This is a genomic window from Staphylococcus pseudoxylosus (assembly GCF_044794325.1).
GTDB classification, from domain to species: domain Bacteria; phylum Bacillota; class Bacilli; order Staphylococcales; family Staphylococcaceae; genus Staphylococcus; species Staphylococcus pseudoxylosus.
The window spans coordinates 898,765-916,871 of the sequence record NZ_CP085024.1 but is presented as its reverse complement, the minus strand read 5'-3'; the positions used below and the strand labels follow the sequence as shown (position 1 = coordinate 916,871).

The following is an 18,107-nucleotide window of genomic DNA, read 5'->3' as shown; positions in this document are numbered from 1 at the left end:
CTCCTTAATATCCAAATATTTAAATAAAAAATATATCTTATTTACATTACGGATATATAATTTCACTATATGTACTTTATATTATTATGATGCTCAGTACAACCATAATTATAACCAATTCAATAATAACTTATGTATAGACGGTTGAAAAATTACATAAATTGCTCCAATAGATAACGCACTAGCTAAAGACAAGTCAACTAGGCCACCTGTTTTAAACACCACTGGGAATTTCACACTTATTGGAACAGGATAAAATAATTTAACACCTCTTGGGGTTAACATATCTAGTATAACATGCGAAAACCAACCGAGAACAATACTACTCAAATAATAATTCGGGGTTTGAATCAAATACAGTAAAAAGATAATAATACCTATAAATAAAAGTGAATGTGTAAATGTCCTGTGTCCAAATACCATTCTAATTAAGTAACTAATAAGTTTAAATCGTCTACCAATTTTACTTTGTGCGTGGCAAATATCAGGTAACAAACTCGAAATAACTGCAAGCGTTATAACTGTAACAGATGTAAACAAATCAGTATGAAAATATTCTAATGTTAAAGCTCCGACTAATAAGCCGCATGATGCGTGGGTTTTACCTGTCATTTTCACTACTCCTTATCAGTTTATATTTTAGCACATTTACGCGTTAAATGCGAACATACTTTCGTTAAAAACATGAGTATGACCTATTTTCAAAAAGTATCACACAATCACTTGAAAACGTTTGCAGTTTATTGTATGCTATAGCTATAAATTAATTAAAGGATGTGTTCGGTATATGGCAATGACAGTAAAAAAAGATAACAGTGAAGTAAGAATTCAATGGAGAGTTGCAGATATTAAGATTCCAACAAGTGAAATTAAAAATATTTCACAGGACCAAAATATTCATGAAGTTCCTAAACTTGATAGAAATAAAGTTTCAAGAATTGGTTCTACATTTGGAAAAACAAACCGTGTTATCATCGACACTGATGACCATGAATACATTATATACACACAAAATGATCAAAAAGTTTATAACGAATTAACTAAATAATTAATTTAAAAAATATACTATGATTAGCTATGATGAAATCTATGACAATAGATGCCATCATAGCTATTTTTTATTATTATAGAGAAGCTGGAACAATTTATAATATCCCTCAAGCTTAATACATCTTTGTAAAAAGTTATATAGTTAATCAATGTCCTACTAACTAATAAGGGTTCTCAATTATATTAATAAATTATCAATGGTATACTGTGAATATATTATAGAAAGAAGGTGCGTTTCATGTATGTAGTGACGAACAGAATTGATGTAAAAAAAGGATTTGCTGAAAAGATGGCTCCTAAATTTACTCAAGGTGGGAAAATACAAGAACTAGACGGATTTCATAAAGTAGAAGTTTGGTTAATTGATGATGAGGAAGATTACGACCAAATGTATATCAATACATGGTGGGAAACTGAAGACGATTTTAAAGCATGGCTTCAAAGTGATGCCTTCAAAGAAGCTCATGAAGGAAGATCAAAATCTAGTAGCGAAGAATCGCCTGTCTTGGGTAATAAAGTTGTTAAAGCCAATGTAATATCAGTACTAAGTAATGAATCATTATAATTCAACTGATTATAGATGTTAGATCGTATAAATAAAAAGAAGCGCCCTGGACACGTAAATGTCTATGACGCTTCTTTTTGCTTTCAACTAAGTAGAATTTACTAACTTGTTAGATTTAATTTTCTGTATCCTGTATTTTAATTGAAATACAAGTGAGCCATTAACGATATAATAGGTAACGCTATAATTGTTCTTATTAAGAATATGATAAAGAGTTTAAAAATACTTACTGGTATTTTAGAACCTAAGATTACTCCACCAACTTCTGATAAGTAAATCAATTGTGTAATGCTCAATGCACCGACAACAAATAATGTAATATCGTTACCGACACCTTCAATTAAAATTGATGGTAAGAACATATCAGCAAATCCAATTAATACTGTTTCTGATGCTTGGGCTGCTTCAGGGATTTGCAGTAATTCTAAATATGGTACAAATGGTTTCCCAATAATCGCAAATAGTGGTGTATATGTTGCTATAATGGTTGCAAGCGTACCTACACTCATCACTACCGGTAAAATTACAAACCACATATCTATCACGGTCTTGAAACCTGATTTAAAAAATGATTTAAATCCTGGTGCGTTGATACCTGTTTCAGTCGCCATATCAAAACCATGGCCGAGAGCAGTTTTATTGTCAGGTAATTTTTCTGTTCTCATTTCTTCAGACACTTCTTTTGAGTATTCATCTTTAATAGATCTAAGCGGCCAAATTCTTGGCAATATAAACGCACATACTAAACAAGAGATGATTACAGTTAAATAAAAATAGAAGAAATGATTTTGCATATTTACAGTTTCGGCAACAACAATGGCAAATGTTAGTGAAACAACACTAAACGTAGTAGCAATAACTGTCGCTTCTCTTCTAGAATAAAATCCTTCTTGATATTGTCTGCTAGTGATTAAAACCCCTACTGTTCCATCACCAATGAATGATGCTAGATTATCAACCGTTGACCGTCCAGGTAATGTAAATAAAGGTCTCATAATCGGTCTGAAAATTGGTCCTAATAATTCTAATAATCCGTATTCCATAAGTAATGGTAAAAACAATGCTGCAAAGAAGAAGACTGTGACTAATGTAGGTAATAGGCTTTCAAACACAAGTCCACCCGTGTCTTCGGAATAAATAACGCTAGTACCTACTTTTAAATATGTCATCCAAACAAACACTACTGCTAATATTCTTAAAATCAACCAGACAAACTTTACATTGAATGCATTGTTCATTAGACCTTCTGGTTTAAATTTATTTTTCAATACTGTCGAACATAAAATAGATAAAATACCTGATATCGTAATGATGATTACAATAACCAATGGCATAGCATTTCCAATTAAATCTTTTAGTAATCCTGCTAAAAATGCAACAGGGAGTGTTGTTTGTTTTTCACCATCTTCTGTCACTGTAATTGGTATTAAGAATAAAATGATACCAATTAATGACATGATAATGAATTTAAGCTGCCCACGTGTGCGCTGTGATTTATTATACTGAGTCACTACATTCACCCCTTAGGTGTATTATTTGATATATACTTAAAAAACAACACCAATAATTATAACTTAAGATGTATAAATATGTAAATCTATAAATTGTGTCTATTTGTTGTTATTTTTGTATAAAAAAGTAGAGTTAACCCTAATATTTAGAATTAACTCTACTTTAAATGAAAGCGTTTACTTTTGCAATTTATTATTAAATTTTTCTCAATAAGAATAAAAAGTAAGGTACACCGACGATTGCAACAACAACGCCCACAGGAATATCGATAGGTGGATGTATGCCTCGCGCTAAACAATCACTTATTGATAAGATTAACGCTCCTATCAATCCTGACATAATAGTAATGTGTACGTGTTTATGTCCAACAATTCTTCTGGCTATATGTGGAGAGATGAGTCCTAAAAAGCTCAATCCACCCACTACTGAAATAGATGCACCTGCTAAAATAACAGCTAATAGTAACAATATCATTTTAATTTTTTTCACTTTTGTACCTAATGCGATTGCTATATCATCACCTAAAGTTAAAATATCGAGCTGATGACAGTAATAAAAGATAATCGGTAACGCAACGATAAACCAAGGTAAAATAACCAAAACGTTCGACATACTATGGCCATACAAACTACCTGTTAACCACACTAATGCTGTATTGGCATCTTGCGGATTACGTATTAATAAATATTGCACTACCGCTGTACATATTGCACCTATTGCTAAACCTATCAACGCTAACTTAGACCCTTTAACATTAAATTTTGCAATTAATAATGTCAAAATCAAACTTATACATAAGGCACCAGCAAATGATCCAAACGGTAAAATGAAGAGTGGCGCAGAAGGGAATAGCATAATGATAGAGACTGCTGATAAACTTGCACCTTTAGTTATACCAATAACATCTGGCGAAGCAAGTGCATTTCTTACTACGCCTTGAATAAGTGCACCAGAAATCGCAAGGCTACTCCCCACAATAATTGCGAGAATCATCCTTGGTATACGGTATTCATTTAATATAAAGTTATCTTGTGTAAATAAACTTTTAACCGCTTCGACTGGATTAACCCAAACTGCACCGATAGACAATGATGCAACTGCTGAGATTATAATTAATATTACAACGATACCATAACGAAAATTTAATCTCCCGATCATAGTCTATCAACTCCTCTAACTGTAATAAATAAGAAGTATACCGCCCCTACAAATGAGGTAACAATACCTACAGGTGATTCAAACGGAAATGCTATTAGACGACTTAAGACATCAGATAACAATAATAAATCTGCACCGATAATCATCGTCAACGGTACCATTAGCCTGTAATCTGTTCGAATATAATGTTTTACAATATGTGGCACAATGAGTCCTACAAAACCAATTGGTCCTGCTATTGAAACAGATGCGCCTGCTAAAACAATGACAAGTAGTCCAACAGTAATTCGTACAACTTTGACATTTTGCCCTAGCGATGTTGCTAAATCTTCACCTAATTCCATAATAGTTAATTGCTTGGATATAAAAATTGCCCCAATGAAAGCCATTACTATCCAAGGAAATACACCAATGACTTGCGGCCATTGAATACTTGATAAAGAACCTACTAACCAAAACATCACAGTTGAAGTTGCATCTTCATTTAGCAATATAATTCCTTGGGTCATACTAGAAAAGAATAAATGAATAGCCATTCCGGCTAATGCTAACTTTATAGGAGTCATCCCTCTAGTCGAACCTGATAGTGTATACACTGTCAATCCGCCGATAAAAGCACCTATAAAGGCTAATATCGTTGAATACGCAGTTAAAGCTGGTACAATCATTGAAATAAATACAATTACAAATGAAGCTCCTGAGTTAACACCAAATATTTGTGGTGATGCCAAAGGATTACGAGTCATCGCTTGCATTAGCAAACCCGAAACGCCAAGTGCGGCCCCTATTAAAAGGCCAGCAAACATTCTTGGCATACGGACATTATGTATTAAAAATGTTTCTTTTGTATCAATATGTTTTACACTGTAATCTATAAAATCTTGAAAAGTAATTTGTGAAGCTCCAACACTCAGGTTGAAGTATATAATGACAAAAAGCGCACATACACTCACAATAAATGTGAGTGCAGTACGTTTTTGAGTTTTCTTTTTATTTGATTTAGTTGGGTTAACGCTATGTGATTTAATCATTACCGTTCATCCTACTTTTGTTGTGAGTCTTTTTGCTCATTTTTAGAAATTTCAGCAAGTTGTTTTGCAATTTCTTCGGAAGATATAATACCTCTTGCACGAGCCCATGTATTTCTATCCACTACAGATACGCGATTATTTTTAACCGCATCTAAATCTTGCCAAACAGGATCCTCTTCTTGTTTTTTAAGGTTTGGATCATTTTCACCTTTATCAGCCATAATAAACATACGACCAGGATTAATATCAGAAAGTACTTCAGGGTTTAATTGTAAGTATGGCCCTTTTAGATATTTAGATAAGTTGTCCGTTTTCGTTTTATTTAACGCATTATCAAAACCTAACTCTTTTAACAGCTCTCCGACATATGTATTTTCAGGATGTGCTAATAGGCCTGATTTTGCAACTACTGATGCTAATACAGGTTGTGATTTATCCATTGTAATTTCTTTACTGTATTTATCCATTAGCTCATTATGCTCTTTTAATCTATCTTTACCTTTATCTTCTTTACCTACTGCTTTTGCAATTGTTTTAAATGCTTCTAAGTTGTCTTTATAATCACTGTCAAAGCTAGGCAGCATAATTGTTGGTGCAATTTTTTCTAAATCTTTTTGGATGCCTTTATGTCTATTGCTGTCTGCGATAATAACATCTGGTTTTTGGTTACTTATTTCTTCTAAGTTAGGTTGCTTACGTGCACCTACTGATTTATAATCGCCAATTTTTTCACGAATAGGTTTAAGGATTCTATCTTTTTTACCATCATCAGCAACGCCAACTGGCTTAACATCTAATGCTGCAAGTGCATCGACAAATGAGAATTCCAATGCTACAACGCGTTTAGGGTCTTTAGCAATTTTTGTCGTACCTCCATCATGCTTAATTGTTATGCCATCTTTGTCGTCATCACCTTTACTGGATTTGTCAGAACCTTTATCGCTGACGCTGCCACATGCAGACAACATTACTACGGTTAAAGTTAAAAACAGGATAGCCATAATTTTATAACTATGTTTCATCGTTTTCACTCCTTAGAATATGTATAATTACATATTCAATTTTATTGATAATGATTATCGGTGTCAACAAAAACTTTTAAAACATTTAATGAATTTTAAATACGATTAGATTTTTGAATATTAAAGTTGTGGCATATTTTTTCAATAACACTATCATGAATATAATTTTTACCTAAATTTGTCATATACATACTTTGTGCCAATGCCTTATAACCTAAACTAAATTGAATTTTATCACCAATTTGATAGTGGTCTTGGTTTAACAAATCAATCATTACGTGATCGCTAGTTGCCCCTATCACTTTAACTTGGTGGTGATGTGGTTTAATATCTTCGATAAATGTATCTAAGTTGCCGATATCAACGATGGCTTGTAAATATTGCTGACTTGATGAAATATCAATACGTGGTTTAATTTCAACTATCTCCGCTTCTAAAATGATAGCATCTTGATACAAAGAGGCTATCGGTTGATTAGTTGTTGTTTCAACACCTCTAAAAAGCGTTTCTCCTACACGTAACTCATTAATCTTCCCCATATCTTGATATAGCATTTGTGATATCATACTGGAATTGCCACCTGAGATTATTTTAAATCTCATATCCGTTTCTAATTCAACTGATTCTACGAATTGATTAATAAGTGATACATCTGCTTCAGTTGGAATAATTGATTGAAAGCACATAAAATTAAATGCTAATCCAATCACACTTACATGATGCATCGAAAGTATTTCATTAATATAATCTACAATGTCATATGTCAGTATACCTTCTCTTGCGTCCTTCCAATCAACCATAAGTAATATGTGATGTTTTACCTGGTTCTTTTGGGCAATTTCATTTAATTTGCGGATTGTCGCTATTTCTGTCTGTATACTTATATCGCTATATCTAACAACATCTTCCAGTTCATATTGACTAGCCGTTCTTATCATCATATAAGATAAATTTTGATCTTTAGTTTTATTAATATTGTCAATACGTGCATCAGCAAAATGCGTTATACCGATTTGTTTTAACGTTTCAACAATTTTTCTATCGCCACCTACGCATTTAATAACTGGTGTAAATTGCATATGATTCTGTTGAAAAATAGACAATAATACTTGTGCATTATATTGTATTTTGGACAAATTTATCTTTATTTCAGCCATCTATTACACCTCTTTATATATAGGATTTCTCAAATCAATGGTCACATATTGTTTTACTTTACTTTCCATTCTCATGCGTAAAAGTGCTTTTACCGTTATCGTTTCACCGAACAATACTTGTTTTAACTTATTAGCATGTGGTTTATTAAAATCGATTGCGTGCTCAACTATCTCACCTACTAATTCAAATAATTCGGATTCTTTTACGAATTCATATTGCGCAAAATGGTGAATGAGTTCTGCAATTTGATTTTGAATAACTGCATGTTGAAACTTAGCTATGACCGCTTCAATATTTTCTGCAATTAAACTCGTGTTAGTAACATCAATATTAGGAATTTTATGTTTTAATGTTGTTAAATCTATCCTTGAACCACCTAAATCTCTAACGATAAACTTCATTTGATAATTCGGCCCTAGATTCACGATTGTATTTTGCATGTGTGCTTCCAAAGCAATACCATAATCTTGAATATAAGCAATTAATGGGTCGATTAATGCTTTACTATAGTGCAATAGAAATTGCTTAATCGCATCTATCGTTAAACCATCATTCACCCAGTTGATATAGCTATCTACGGTTATTTGGTTATCGACAGGATTTTTATTAACTAAACTTGCAGTTACTAGCGTTGTACCGTTATCTGAAATATAAGGTTGATGTCGTACGATACACGCCAAATGCCTTGCATCATCTGGTTCAGTTTTGGCATGTATACCAAATGGTTCCATAGCAACTTGTAACTGCGGATAGATAGCTAACATGTCTTGTAATTCATAGCTTAATTTAGGACCGTCTACCGTTGTCACACTCGACACAGTTCTTATAGCACTTGTTGCTTGTATATTGACTGGTAATTTAATATGAAACGGCTTGTGAACAAGTTGCATAGTTCTAAATGATAAAGTCGCTTTAGACTCAACTTCAAAAGGCGTAGGTAGTAATCGTTTTTCTAATATCCAGTCTGCAAATTTGTGAACAATAACATTTTCATATTGCCAAGGATGTACAAGTACAACACTATAATCTTTTAACTCTAAATCATGTGGTGCTAAAAATCCTTTTAATTTATATCGATATTCTGGAATAACTTCATCTATCATATAGTTTGCATCATCTTCCATAGAAGTAATTACGCAATTATCTTTATGAATGAGCATAACTTTTAATGGAATAAGCTTTTCAAACTCTGGCGCGTATTTTCTTACTTCATCAGGTGTTAATGGAAGTTTAGTCTTAGATAATGGGTGTGTAGGATGCCCTTCAATAACAAGGCTTTCAGAGTAATTCAAATCATTGATTTGCTTTGATCCAACCATATGTTGTAGCCATGAAAAGAAGTTAATTGTTTCAGGCATTTTTGAAAATTTTAGCGTTGCATGTATCAAAGACTTTCTATGTTGAAAATGTTCATAAGTCAGGGCGAAACCTTCTCTACTAGAAATCAATTCATCTGTTAATCGTTGACTAATAGGCATATTAAAATGTACTTCTAGTACTTCTAATAGTTGTTCTAAAGTCTCAATCGTTACTTGTGCCTTACCCTTGATATAGAAAATCACACCATAAAATTCATAACGTTCCATAGCACTTTTTCTAACTTTGTTTAATTGCAACACTTGGCCTTTATATTGTATTTCAACACAGTGATCAAATTCATTAAATAACATACCTTGTGGAAATATTTGCTCTTTAATAATTGCGTTAAAAATACGATACTGCACATTTCTATCTGCCAATTGCCATGTTTCATGCATCATACAATACTGCCTCCATTTTTTCTTTGCCTTCTTGTAATTGCACTGAATAACAATGCAATGACAAATGTACTCATCCCCATAATAATAAAGGTTTCAATAATACCAATAAGTTCTGCTAAGAAACTCATCAGCATGGCTCCTAAAGGAATCATACCTCTATCCATCATAATGACACTAAGTATTTTCCCCCTGTGTTCAGGTTCTACTCTATGTTGAAAATATATTCTATTTGTAGTTCTTGCCCATTGGCTAAACAGACCAATGAAGAATAATGAAATAAATAATAAATAAGTATTGCTACTAATCGTACACAGTAATGATACACCAAATAGCACAGAGCTTATGTAATACATTTTGACCATAGATACTTTTTCTAAAATATTAGGTAAAACTATTGTTGCTAAAATACCGCCTATTGCGCAACAAGTCATAGCACTACCAAATATTGTTACTTGATTAGGGAATGTCTTGTCTGTTAACACTGGTAAAAGTGTAGTATAAGTAAAACCAGTTGCCATAATAAGTAACGATGTCACAAATATTCTGGCCCCTACTTGATTGTCTTTAAAGTAATTGATGACGTACTTAAAACTTACTTCAGGATTTGCCTTTGATAGTACGTTGTGACTGAATGATAACGGTAAACAAAGTATTAACGAAATGAAATAACATAGCGCTTGTATCCCAAAACTAATTTGCGCATTATAAACCGCCATAATAAAGCCAGCTATCGCAGGTCCAATCGAACGACATATATTTATAATAAATGAGTGATACGATACTGTTTGTGTTGTTGTTAATCGTTGTGTCAAATCTGGTAATACTGCCTGACGTACTGGTGTTTCTATTGCACTCATAATGCCACGGCCTAGAGAATATAACAAAAATACAATTATCGGTAATTGTGGATTTTGAAATGTTAAAATACATAGTATCGTTGTTAATAAAAATGAGGAGGTTATTGTTAATTTTAATAATTTTCCTCTATCACATCTATCAGCTAAACTTCCAGCCCATACACTTATGAGTAAAATAGGTACGAGTCGGAAAAAATTAATCAGTCCTAGATAAATTGCGTTATGATATAGAGTAAATACATACCAATTTAGCGTGATTTGTCCAATCCAATTCCCTAAGAACAGTAGGAATGAACTAGGAAAAAAATACTTTGCCATAAAATTCCTCCTGTTTTCAATTGATAATAATTATCATTATCGATATTATGGATTATACAAATATCTTATACATTTGTAAAATAATTTTTTTAGAGGTGCATTATGAATCACAAAATAAACGACAACAATTCAATTGAAAAACTCACTAATGACGAACAATACGCTTTATCGTATTTACGTTCGACAGATATACGATGGGCAAATGCTTTTGAAGATATATTATTAGAAAGTCGCGATAAAATTTCTCAAAGATTAATCACTTCTTTACATAGAGAGAATTTAGTTCAGAGTCGACATCACAGTGAGATTATCAAGGCACAAAACTTAAACTTGGATGTTGCAATCACGCAACCTTTCATTTTAAAAATAACGTTTCCGGAAGCCAAAAAAACTTTATATGCACCTATTTCAGGACAACATGCCTTTGACAGAATCGATGTTGAAGGGCCGTTTTATTTTGAATATGAAAATCATTTAGAGCGTATATTACATCCAAATGAAATTTTAAACGCTATTTTAATAGAAGCGCCTAACCTTGATAACGAAGCTAGTAACCAATTTAAGGACGATATGAATAATAGTGTTGCGAATATGGCTATTTCTTTAAGTTATCAATCCATTACATTATCTCAAAATAATGAACCACTTTTAGAATTAATTATTAATGCGAAGGATAGCTATTTAATGTCTGAACAAGCAGTTGTTGAAGGTCATCCATTACATCCCGGTGCAAAATTACGTAAAGGTATGACACCAGAAACTGCTATTAATTATTCTTCTGAGTTTGGAAATGCCATCGCTATGAAATTTATATTAATTCACCATGATATTGCGAAAGTCCAATCATTAGCGAAGCCTTATAACGAAACAGTATTTACATTATTTGATGGTCTTTATGAAGCTGTAGCAAAATTATTAACTGATGATCAAATTGATAATTATTATGTTATGGCAGTTCACCCATGGCAATATAATGCTGTGTTAGAAAATGATTATAAGAATGAGTTAAATAAGCAGCAGCTTATTCCTTTAGACTTTGATTTAAATTATTATGCTGGTCTGTCATTTAGAACATTAATGCCACAAAGCCCAAATATTGAACCGCACATTAAATTATCAACGAATGTGCATATTACAGGTGAGATACGTACGCTATCTGAACAAACAACATATAACGGACCACAGGTCACACGCATATTAAATCATATTAAACAACATGATCCATTATTTAATCATATTCAGGCAGATACGATTGATGAAGTTGCTGGTATTCATTTTTATAATCCACAAGACATACCATCACAACAAACAATAAAGAGCGAACAGTTAGGTACGCTCTTCAGAGAAAATATTTATAATATTAAGGAATATCAGACAATACCGCTCATTCCTTCTAGCTTAGTTGCACATTACAGCAATAATAATGAGTCACCTATCGTGACATTAATCAAAACATACGCTAATACTTTCAATATTGACAGTTATGACGAAGCATGTAGCAAATGGATAGCAGAATATAGTAAAGCTCTGATTGATATAGCCCTACCTTTATATGTAAAATACGGTATTGCATTAGAAGCACATTTACAAAACTCTATAACTACCTTCAATCAAGACGGTTCAATCCATACTTTGTATATTCGTGATTTTGAAGGACTGCGTATTGATAAAACTTATTTAAATCAAGCCGGCTATAGTACATCAGACTTTCATGAAAAATCATTAATTCTTACAGATCAGTCGCAAACCGTTTTCAACAAAGTATTTTATTCTAGTATTCAAAACCATCTTGGTGAATTAATTGTAACCATAGCTCAATCTAGTCAAAGTAATGACTTAGAGCAACAGATTTGGTCAATTATAAGTGATATCATGTATGAAAAATTAGAAGATATTGCATCAACAATGACTGATAACGACAGAATTACAGAAATAAAATCTGTATTATTTGCGCCACAAATCGATTATAAATGTGTTACTACAATGAGATTAGAAGATGAAGCAGATTATTATACTTACATTAAAGTGAGTAATCCTTTATACAGAAACATGAAATAACAATAATAAATGAAGTGTCTATTCTAATAACAACTTTGTAAGTATCTTGTCTGAGGACATCAAAGAAGCTTTATATAGAGTTACTAAAGTTGAAAATTATGAGTATAAAAATTACTACCTTTTAAAAACGCAGTGCTTGAGTTAATACTTATATGTATATATAATAATTTTCATAAATAAAAAGGTCCGAAACATTAAATGTTTCGGACCTTTTTATTAAATTGAATGGTTCTTAATTATTGTAAACCTTTTTCCTCGTTGTTTGAGTTTTGGCTTTTCTCATTTTTTTGAGACCATTCTTTTTTAGTCATAACATCTTCAACGCGCATGTTAACTTCAACTACGTCAAGACCAGTAATATATTTAACTTGTTCTTTAACTAAGTCAGTTACTTTGCGGAAGATTTTTGGTGCTGATTCACCATATTCTAATACTACTTTTAAATCAACAGCAGCTTGTTTTTCTCCAACTTCTACACTAACACCTTGTGTAACATTGTTACTGCTACCAAATGAACTAGAAATATTGTCGACGAATCCGCCTTTCATTTCTAAGATACCGCTAACTTCTCGTGCAGCGATACCTGCAATTTTTTCGATTACTTCATCTGAGAATGTTAATTTATTAGTGAATTGAGGTTCTTGATTTTGCTGCTCTTGTCTTTTTTCTTGTTCTTTTTCTTGAACTCCTGTTTGATTGTCATAAGCTTGTTTAGCTTTATTGTTGTCTACTGCCATATTGCATTCTCCTTTACCTTATATAATTTGTTTTAAAAATTTTATTACATCAGAATTCATAAAATTTAATCGATTAACTCCATCGATTAAGGAAATTTAAAAAGTCTTGCTTACGGTCTTTAGTATACCCAACACCAATTCCAATCAAACATAATACTAGAATTAAAATTGTACTCCAGAAACCTAAAGTTAAAAATAATATTGCTATGATTAGAAATGCTAAGAAGCCAATGATTCTCCATTTAAACGTTTTGAAAAATTCAACAACTTCTTGCGTAGAATCTTGTCCATTTTGGTTATTATTGTTAGCCATGATAACCCTCCCTTACAACACACGTTTGCCTGAGGTTTTTTGATCTCTAACATTAACCTCTAATTTTGATACTGGTAATTCTGTAAAATGCTCGACATTTTGCTTGATGTCATTTCTAATCTCTTCAGTTAAAGAATTAACCTGAACATCACCAGGAACAAAGAAATCTGCTTTTAAAGCAATATGTGATTTCTTTTTCTTATTATAAAGTTTTGCAATCACGTTTGGTTGACGTATTTGATCATATTGCGTAAGTGTATCGTATGCAGATTTTTCAACTGCTTTTCTCGATACATAAATATGACCATCTTCGAAATCTTTATATAGTCCGGGTTTTCTATACGTAGGTTTAAACAAGCTGAATACTAATATAAGACCAATAATAATGAGTAACGCCGCTAAACCAATGAGTGTTGGTTCAAACCAGTTAAACTGATTAAAATAGTCTTGATACTGGCTAATTCTAGAATCTTGAATATACATAAAGAGTAAAAATCCAACGATTACTACAATTAATATGCCTAGGATAAAATTCTTAAGTCGTTTCACCTCGTATGACACCTCCTATGCTTTGTTAATATGTACTTGTCATACAGAACTACTACCCTTAAAAAAATTCTTAGAAACATTTTTATTGAATTTTATTTTTAACTTTTATTACAAAACAAATTTGTTAGTCCATTTTATTGATTGTCCTTTGTTACTTCGTCAGCTAGTTCTGGATGATTTGCAATACGATATTGTAATAGTTTGTCGTCTGAGACGAGCAACTTATTACTCGGTCTTGGCTTTTCAATTGCTAATGATTTAAAAAGTGACCAAATCATAAATATAATGACAATCGAAAATGGTAAAGCAGCAATAATTAATAAGTTCTGTATAGATTGCGTACCGCCAGTGTATATCATAATCATTGCAAATAAAGCTAATATGATACCCCAGCTAACTTTTACAATACCTTTTGGATTAATACTACCTTTAGAACTTAACATACCTAAAACGTATGTCGCTGAGTCTGCTGAAGTTACAAAGAAAATCATAATCACAATTAATGTCACTATACTTAACAAGAACCCTAGTGGAAAATGTTCTAAAGTTGCAAATGTAGCAGTCTCCGTTGCCTCTTTCGCAATATTTGCGATACCATGTTGCTGTAAATAAGTAGCAGACGCCCCAAATACTGCAAAGAATAAGAAACAAACTAGCGCTGGTACAAATAAAACACCCAAAATAAATTCTTTAATTGTTCTACCTCTTGAAACACGAGCAATAAATATTCCAACAAATGGAGCCCATGAAATCCACCAAGCCCAGTAGAAAATCGTCCATTGTTGTAACCATTGGAATTTTTCACCACCTGATTGTGGAATACGTAAACTCATATTAAAGAAATTTGCAATGTAATCACCAAGTGAATTGGTAAAGGTATTTAGTATGGTTAAAGTTGGGCCTACACAAAATAATACGATGAGTACTAGAAAAGCGAGTATCATATTAATATTACTCAATGTTTTGATTCCTTTATTAATACCTGACCAAGCTGACCAAGTAAATAAAATCGTTGCTATCACAATAATAATTACCTGAGTTGTAAAATTTGAAGGTATATCAAATAAAAAATTCAATCCTTCATTAATCTGTAATGCACCGAATCCAAGTGTTGCTGCTACACCTGTAACAGTAGCGATAATCGCTAACACATCTATCGAACCACCTACGGGCCCTCTCATCATTTTAGAACCTAATATCGGTGTTAACGTCGCACTTACTAATCCTGGATACCCTTTGTGAAAATTAAAATAAGCAAAAACTAGACCAACGATGCCGTATACTGCCCAAGCATGGACACCCCAATGAAAGAATGAGAATTGCATGGCATCATTAATTGCAGTTTGCGTACCTGCTTTATGTAAAGGTGTTAACGTAAATGCATGGCTGATTGGCTCTGCTGTAGTCCAAAAAACTAATCCTATCCCCATACCAGCACTAAATAACATAGCAAACCAAGATTTCAATGAGAATTCTGGATCCTCTCCATCTTCACCTAATGTAATTGATGAATATCTAGAGAATAATAGATACACACATACAATTAATATGACAAGTACCAATAATAAATAGTACCAGCCAAAATTTAATGCAATAAAATTTGTAATATTTTGTGTTACTGTTTCTAGTTGTTTTGGCAATATTGCACCATATACAACAAACAAGGTACAAATTGATAATGCTATCCAAAATACAACCGTTAATCTGTTTAAACGCATGTCAAAATTACACACTCCCTATACTGTTATGTAACTTACATACCCTAACTTATTGTATATATTCGTAAAATCCATAAAATAAAACATATTATAAAATTTATATATATTATTTAAAATAAAAAGCATCTTCCTATCCACCATACCATGATGAACTATAGAAGACGCTTAGATTTAAATTCATTTTTATTTAATTAGTCATCTTTGTTAATCTTGATTTCAAAGTTTAATCACTAGCTTACCTATCATACTTTGATTTTCTAACTTAACATGTGCATCGTACAAGTTTTCAACAGTTAAGCCATCTATTACTTCATTCACGGTCGGTTTGTATATACCCGCTTCTATTTTTTCAGAAATATCAGTAAGATAATCACGATGTATTTGCATATCTTCGGTTTCGTGAATAGGTCTTGATGACATAAATTCATGCGTAAATGTGATGCTCTTTGGTTTCAGCAAGTTTAAATCTTGATTATTTTTGAAAGCAACAATCGTTGCAATCGTACCTCTTGGTTTTACTAATTCAATCATTTTTTCATAATACATATCCGTATCAAAGGTACAGAAAATATAATTCACTTCACTAATTTCATATTTCTTAAACTCTTCAGCTAAATCATGCTTATGATTTAATACAATATCTGCACCCATATCTTTAGACCATTGGTGTGTTTCCTCACGAGATGCCGTAGTGATCACATGTAAACCATAGTGTTTAGCGATTTGTGTTGCTATGCTTCCTACACCACCAGCACCATTTATAATTAAAATAGATTTCCCTTTATTTTCTTCTGGATTAAAGGATATTTTAAATACATCAAACAGGGTTTCATAAGCTGTCAAACCAGTTAGTGGTAAGCTTGCTGCGTCCACATTAGAAATATTTTTAGGCTTTTTCGCTACTAAACGCTCATCGACAATTTGATAAGATTGGTTAGAACCTTGATATTTAGGAGAGCCTGAATAAAAAACTTCATCTCCAACTTTAAAGTGATTAACACCTTCACCTACTGCTTCTACCACACCTACAGCATCGAAACCTAAAACTCTTGGCGCTTGTTCAACCACTGTCTTTCTGATTTTTGTATCTACAGGGTTAACACTAATTGTTTCAACACGTACTAATAATTCATATTGTTCAGGTTTGGGAGTATCAACAGCGAACTCATAAAATAAATTGCCATCTTCTAGATTAAAACTTTGATCTGCTCCTATCGCTTTCATCATACGCACTCCTTTCTTGATTAAACATCATCTGATACTTGAACAACTTGTTTTCCGAAATTATCACCTGTAAATAAGTTTCTAAAGGCATTTGGCAAGCTATCAAAACCTTTTTTAACAGATGTCTTAGTTTTAATTTTATCTTCTTGGACCCACTGTGCAAGTGCTTTACTAGCATTTGGAAAATCGTCTGCATAATTAGCAACAATAAATCCTTGCATCAATGCTTGTGCTTTAATAATAATTGGTTGGATACGAGGGCCATATTCAACTTCTGTATTGTTATAACCAGAAATAGCACCGCAAACTGGAATTCTAGCAAATTGATTAAGGTGTTTCATAACTTCATCCGCAATCGTGCCGCCTACATTTTCAAAATAAACATCTACACCATTCGGCACTGCTTTCGCCAATTGCTCAGCAAAATCATTCGCTTGATAGTCTACTCCTACATCAAAGCCTAGTTCTTCAGTTAAATAATTTGTTTTTTCACTTCCACCTGCAATGCCAACTACATGCGCGCCTTTTAATTTTGCTATTTGACCTACAACTGAGCCAACTGCACCTGAGGCAGCTGATACTACAACAGTTTCACCTTCTTGTGGTTGTCCTATTTTTAGTAAGCCATGATAAGCTGTCTGTCCAGTCATTCCTAAAACACTAAGATATAGATATAAAGGAATGTCAGTTTTACTTACTTTAATAGCATGCTTGGCTTTTATATTCACTATTTTTTGCCATGGGAACGTACCGGTAACAATGTCACCTTTTGTAAATCCATCTACACTTGATTCGATGACTCTTCCTACTACGTGACCATTCATTGGTTTGTCTAATTCGAATGGGGCTACATATGATTCACTATCATCCATACGGCCACGCATGTAAGGATCTACTGATATATATAACGATTCTATTTGAATTTCATCTTGCTTCGGTCCGTCTATCTCAACAGTTTCATATCTAAATACATCATCGGATGGGATTCCTTCAGGTCTTTTTGCCAATACAATTCTTTCTGTATTCATTATATTACCTCCATTCATTGTTTGACTTTATTCTAAAGGGATACTTATC

Annotated in this window: 17 protein-coding genes; 3 read left to right on the top strand and 14 right to left on the bottom strand. The window is 32.6% G+C overall.

Going from position 1 to position 18,107, the window contains the following annotated elements; translation table 11 throughout:
- Positions 1–108: 108 nt before the first annotated feature.
- Positions 109–612: a metal-dependent hydrolase gene (locus LG295_RS04220; RefSeq protein WP_107558046.1), complete on the bottom strand. Its 504-nt coding sequence runs from the start codon at positions 610–612 to the stop codon at positions 109–111.
- A gap of 175 nt (positions 613–787) precedes the next feature.
- Here LG295_RS04220 and LG295_RS04215 point away from each other — a divergent pair, with 175 nt between their 5' ends.
- On the top strand, positions 788–1,048 hold the full coding sequence (locus LG295_RS04215) for a hypothetical protein (protein WP_039069806.1): 261 nt from the start codon (positions 788–790) through the stop codon (positions 1,046–1,048).
- Positions 1,049–1,288: 240 nt separating this feature from the next.
- A complete protein-coding gene (locus LG295_RS04210; RefSeq protein ID WP_107531623.1) occupies positions 1,289–1,615 on the top strand; it encodes a heme oxygenase in 327 nt (108 codons plus the stop codon).
- Between the two features lie 137 nt (positions 1,616–1,752).
- Here the strand turns inward: LG295_RS04210 and LG295_RS04205 are convergent, their stop codons facing one another.
- From LG295_RS04205 to LG295_RS04175, 7 genes are all read right to left on the bottom strand, one after another.
- Positions 1,753–3,072 carry a YjiH family protein gene (locus LG295_RS04205; RefSeq protein ID WP_326000735.1) on the bottom strand — a complete coding sequence of 440 codons (1,320 nt, stop codon included), beginning with the start codon at positions 3,070–3,072 and terminating at the stop codon, positions 1,753–1,755.
- Positions 3,073–3,322: 250 nt separating this feature from the next.
- Positions 3,323–4,285 (bottom strand): iron chelate uptake ABC transporter family permease subunit, encoded by a 963-nt coding sequence (locus tag LG295_RS04200; protein ID WP_326000722.1) that lies wholly within the window; start codon positions 4,283–4,285, stop codon positions 3,323–3,325.
- A complete protein-coding gene (locus LG295_RS04195; protein ID WP_107531620.1) occupies positions 4,282–5,316 on the bottom strand; it encodes an iron ABC transporter permease in 1,035 nt (344 codons plus the stop codon). Before LG295_RS04195 ends, LG295_RS04200 begins: the two co-directional genes overlap by 4 nt.
- Positions 5,317–5,327: 11 nt before the next feature.
- Positions 5,328–6,338 carry a Fe(3+) dicitrate ABC transporter substrate-binding protein gene (locus tag LG295_RS04190; RefSeq protein WP_107531619.1) on the bottom strand — a complete coding sequence of 337 codons (1,011 nt, stop codon included), beginning with the start codon at positions 6,336–6,338 and terminating at the stop codon, positions 5,328–5,330.
- Between the two features lie 95 nt (positions 6,339–6,433).
- Entirely contained in the window at positions 6,434–7,495 is a 1,062-nt protein-coding gene (locus LG295_RS04185; RefSeq protein ID WP_107558041.1) for an alanine/ornithine racemase family PLP-dependent enzyme, read from the bottom strand.
- 3 nt (positions 7,496–7,498) lie between these two features.
- Positions 7,499–9,256: an IucA/IucC family siderophore biosynthesis protein gene (locus LG295_RS04180; protein WP_107558040.1), complete on the bottom strand. Its 1,758-nt coding sequence runs from the start codon at positions 9,254–9,256 to the stop codon at positions 7,499–7,501.
- On the bottom strand, positions 9,253–10,431 hold the full coding sequence (locus tag LG295_RS04175) for an MFS transporter (protein WP_107531616.1): 1,179 nt from the start codon (positions 10,429–10,431) through the stop codon (positions 9,253–9,255). Before LG295_RS04175 ends, LG295_RS04180 begins: the two co-directional genes overlap by 4 nt.
- Before the next feature lie 102 nt (positions 10,432–10,533).
- On the opposite strand from LG295_RS04175, the gene LG295_RS04170 reads away from it, so the two are divergent.
- Positions 10,534–12,489, top strand: a complete 1,956-nt coding sequence (locus LG295_RS04170) for an IucA/IucC family protein (RefSeq protein WP_326000719.1) — start codon at positions 10,534–10,536, stop codon at positions 12,487–12,489.
- 236 nt (positions 12,490–12,725) lie between these two features.
- On the opposite strand, the gene LG295_RS04165 is transcribed toward LG295_RS04170, so the two are convergent.
- The 6 genes from LG295_RS04165 to LG295_RS04140 all read right to left on the bottom strand — a co-directional run bounded on the left by LG295_RS04165 (position 12,726) and on the right by LG295_RS04140 (position 18,058).
- Positions 12,726–13,226, bottom strand: a complete 501-nt coding sequence (locus tag LG295_RS04165; RefSeq protein WP_107531064.1) for an Asp23/Gls24 family envelope stress response protein — start codon at positions 13,224–13,226, stop codon at positions 12,726–12,728.
- A 73-nt stretch (positions 13,227–13,299) separates the two neighbouring features.
- The gene (locus tag LG295_RS04160) at positions 13,300–13,539 is read right to left on the bottom strand and encodes a DUF2273 domain-containing protein (RefSeq protein ID WP_029378536.1); all 240 of its coding nucleotides are present in this window, start codon (positions 13,537–13,539) and stop codon (positions 13,300–13,302) included.
- A gap of 12 nt (positions 13,540–13,551) precedes the next feature.
- Entirely contained in the window at positions 13,552–14,088 is a 537-nt protein-coding gene (amaP, locus tag LG295_RS04155; protein ID WP_017722952.1) for an alkaline shock response membrane anchor protein AmaP, read from the bottom strand.
- A gap of 134 nt (positions 14,089–14,222) precedes the next feature.
- A complete protein-coding gene (locus LG295_RS04150; protein ID WP_107531065.1) occupies positions 14,223–15,806 on the bottom strand; it encodes a BCCT family transporter in 1,584 nt (527 codons plus the stop codon).
- 216 nt (positions 15,807–16,022) lie between these two features.
- Positions 16,023–17,030 (bottom strand): zinc-binding alcohol dehydrogenase family protein, encoded by a 1,008-nt coding sequence (locus tag LG295_RS04145; RefSeq protein WP_107558038.1) that lies wholly within the window; start codon positions 17,028–17,030, stop codon positions 16,023–16,025.
- A gap of 20 nt (positions 17,031–17,050) precedes the next feature.
- The gene (locus tag LG295_RS04140) at positions 17,051–18,058 is read right to left on the bottom strand and encodes an NADP-dependent oxidoreductase (protein WP_107558037.1); all 1,008 of its coding nucleotides are present in this window, start codon (positions 18,056–18,058) and stop codon (positions 17,051–17,053) included.
- Between the last annotated feature and the right edge of the window lie 49 nt (positions 18,059–18,107).

Excerpts from the sequence above, each read along its gene's own strand:
- LG295_RS04180 (WP_107558040.1), bottom strand. The coding sequence starts at position 9,256 with ATGATGCATGAAACATGGCAATTGGCAGATAGAAATGTGCAGTATCGT.
- LG295_RS04200 (WP_326000722.1), bottom strand. The coding sequence starts at position 4,285 with ATGATCGGGAGATTAAATTTTCGTTATGGTATCGTTGTAATATTAATT.
- LG295_RS04150 (WP_107531065.1), bottom strand. The coding sequence starts at position 15,806 with ATGCGTTTAAACAGATTAACGGTTGTATTTTGGATAGCATTATCAATT.
- LG295_RS04175 (WP_107531616.1), bottom strand. The coding sequence starts at position 10,431 with ATGGCAAAGTATTTTTTTCCTAGTTCATTCCTACTGTTCTTAGGGAAT.
- LG295_RS04210 (WP_107531623.1), top strand. The coding sequence starts at position 1,289 with ATGTATGTAGTGACGAACAGAATTGATGTAAAAAAAGGATTTGCTGAA.
- LG295_RS04170 (WP_326000719.1), top strand. The coding sequence starts at position 10,534 with ATGAATCACAAAATAAACGACAACAATTCAATTGAAAAACTCACTAAT.
- LG295_RS04220 (WP_107558046.1), bottom strand. The coding sequence starts at position 612 with ATGACAGGTAAAACCCACGCATCATGCGGCTTATTAGTCGGAGCTTTA.
- LG295_RS04165 (WP_107531064.1), bottom strand. The coding sequence starts at position 13,226 with ATGGCAGTAGACAACAATAAAGCTAAACAAGCTTATGACAATCAAACA.
- LG295_RS04145 (WP_107558038.1), bottom strand. The coding sequence starts at position 17,030 with ATGAAAGCGATAGGAGCAGATCAAAGTTTTAATCTAGAAGATGGCAAT.
- LG295_RS04185 (WP_107558041.1), bottom strand. The coding sequence starts at position 7,495 with ATGGCTGAAATAAAGATAAATTTGTCCAAAATACAATATAATGCACAA.
- LG295_RS04215 (WP_039069806.1), top strand. The coding sequence starts at position 788 with ATGGCAATGACAGTAAAAAAAGATAACAGTGAAGTAAGAATTCAATGG.
- LG295_RS04160 (WP_029378536.1), bottom strand. The coding sequence starts at position 13,539 with ATGGCTAACAATAATAACCAAAATGGACAAGATTCTACGCAAGAAGTT.
- LG295_RS04205 (WP_326000735.1), bottom strand. The coding sequence starts at position 3,072 with ATGTCATTAATTGGTATCATTTTATTCTTAATACCAATTACAGTGACA.
- LG295_RS04195 (WP_107531620.1), bottom strand. The coding sequence starts at position 5,316 with ATGATTAAATCACATAGCGTTAACCCAACTAAATCAAATAAAAAGAAA.
- LG295_RS04190 (WP_107531619.1), bottom strand. The coding sequence starts at position 6,338 with ATGAAACATAGTTATAAAATTATGGCTATCCTGTTTTTAACTTTAACC.
- LG295_RS04140 (WP_107558037.1), bottom strand. The coding sequence starts at position 18,058 with ATGAATACAGAAAGAATTGTATTGGCAAAAAGACCTGAAGGAATCCCA.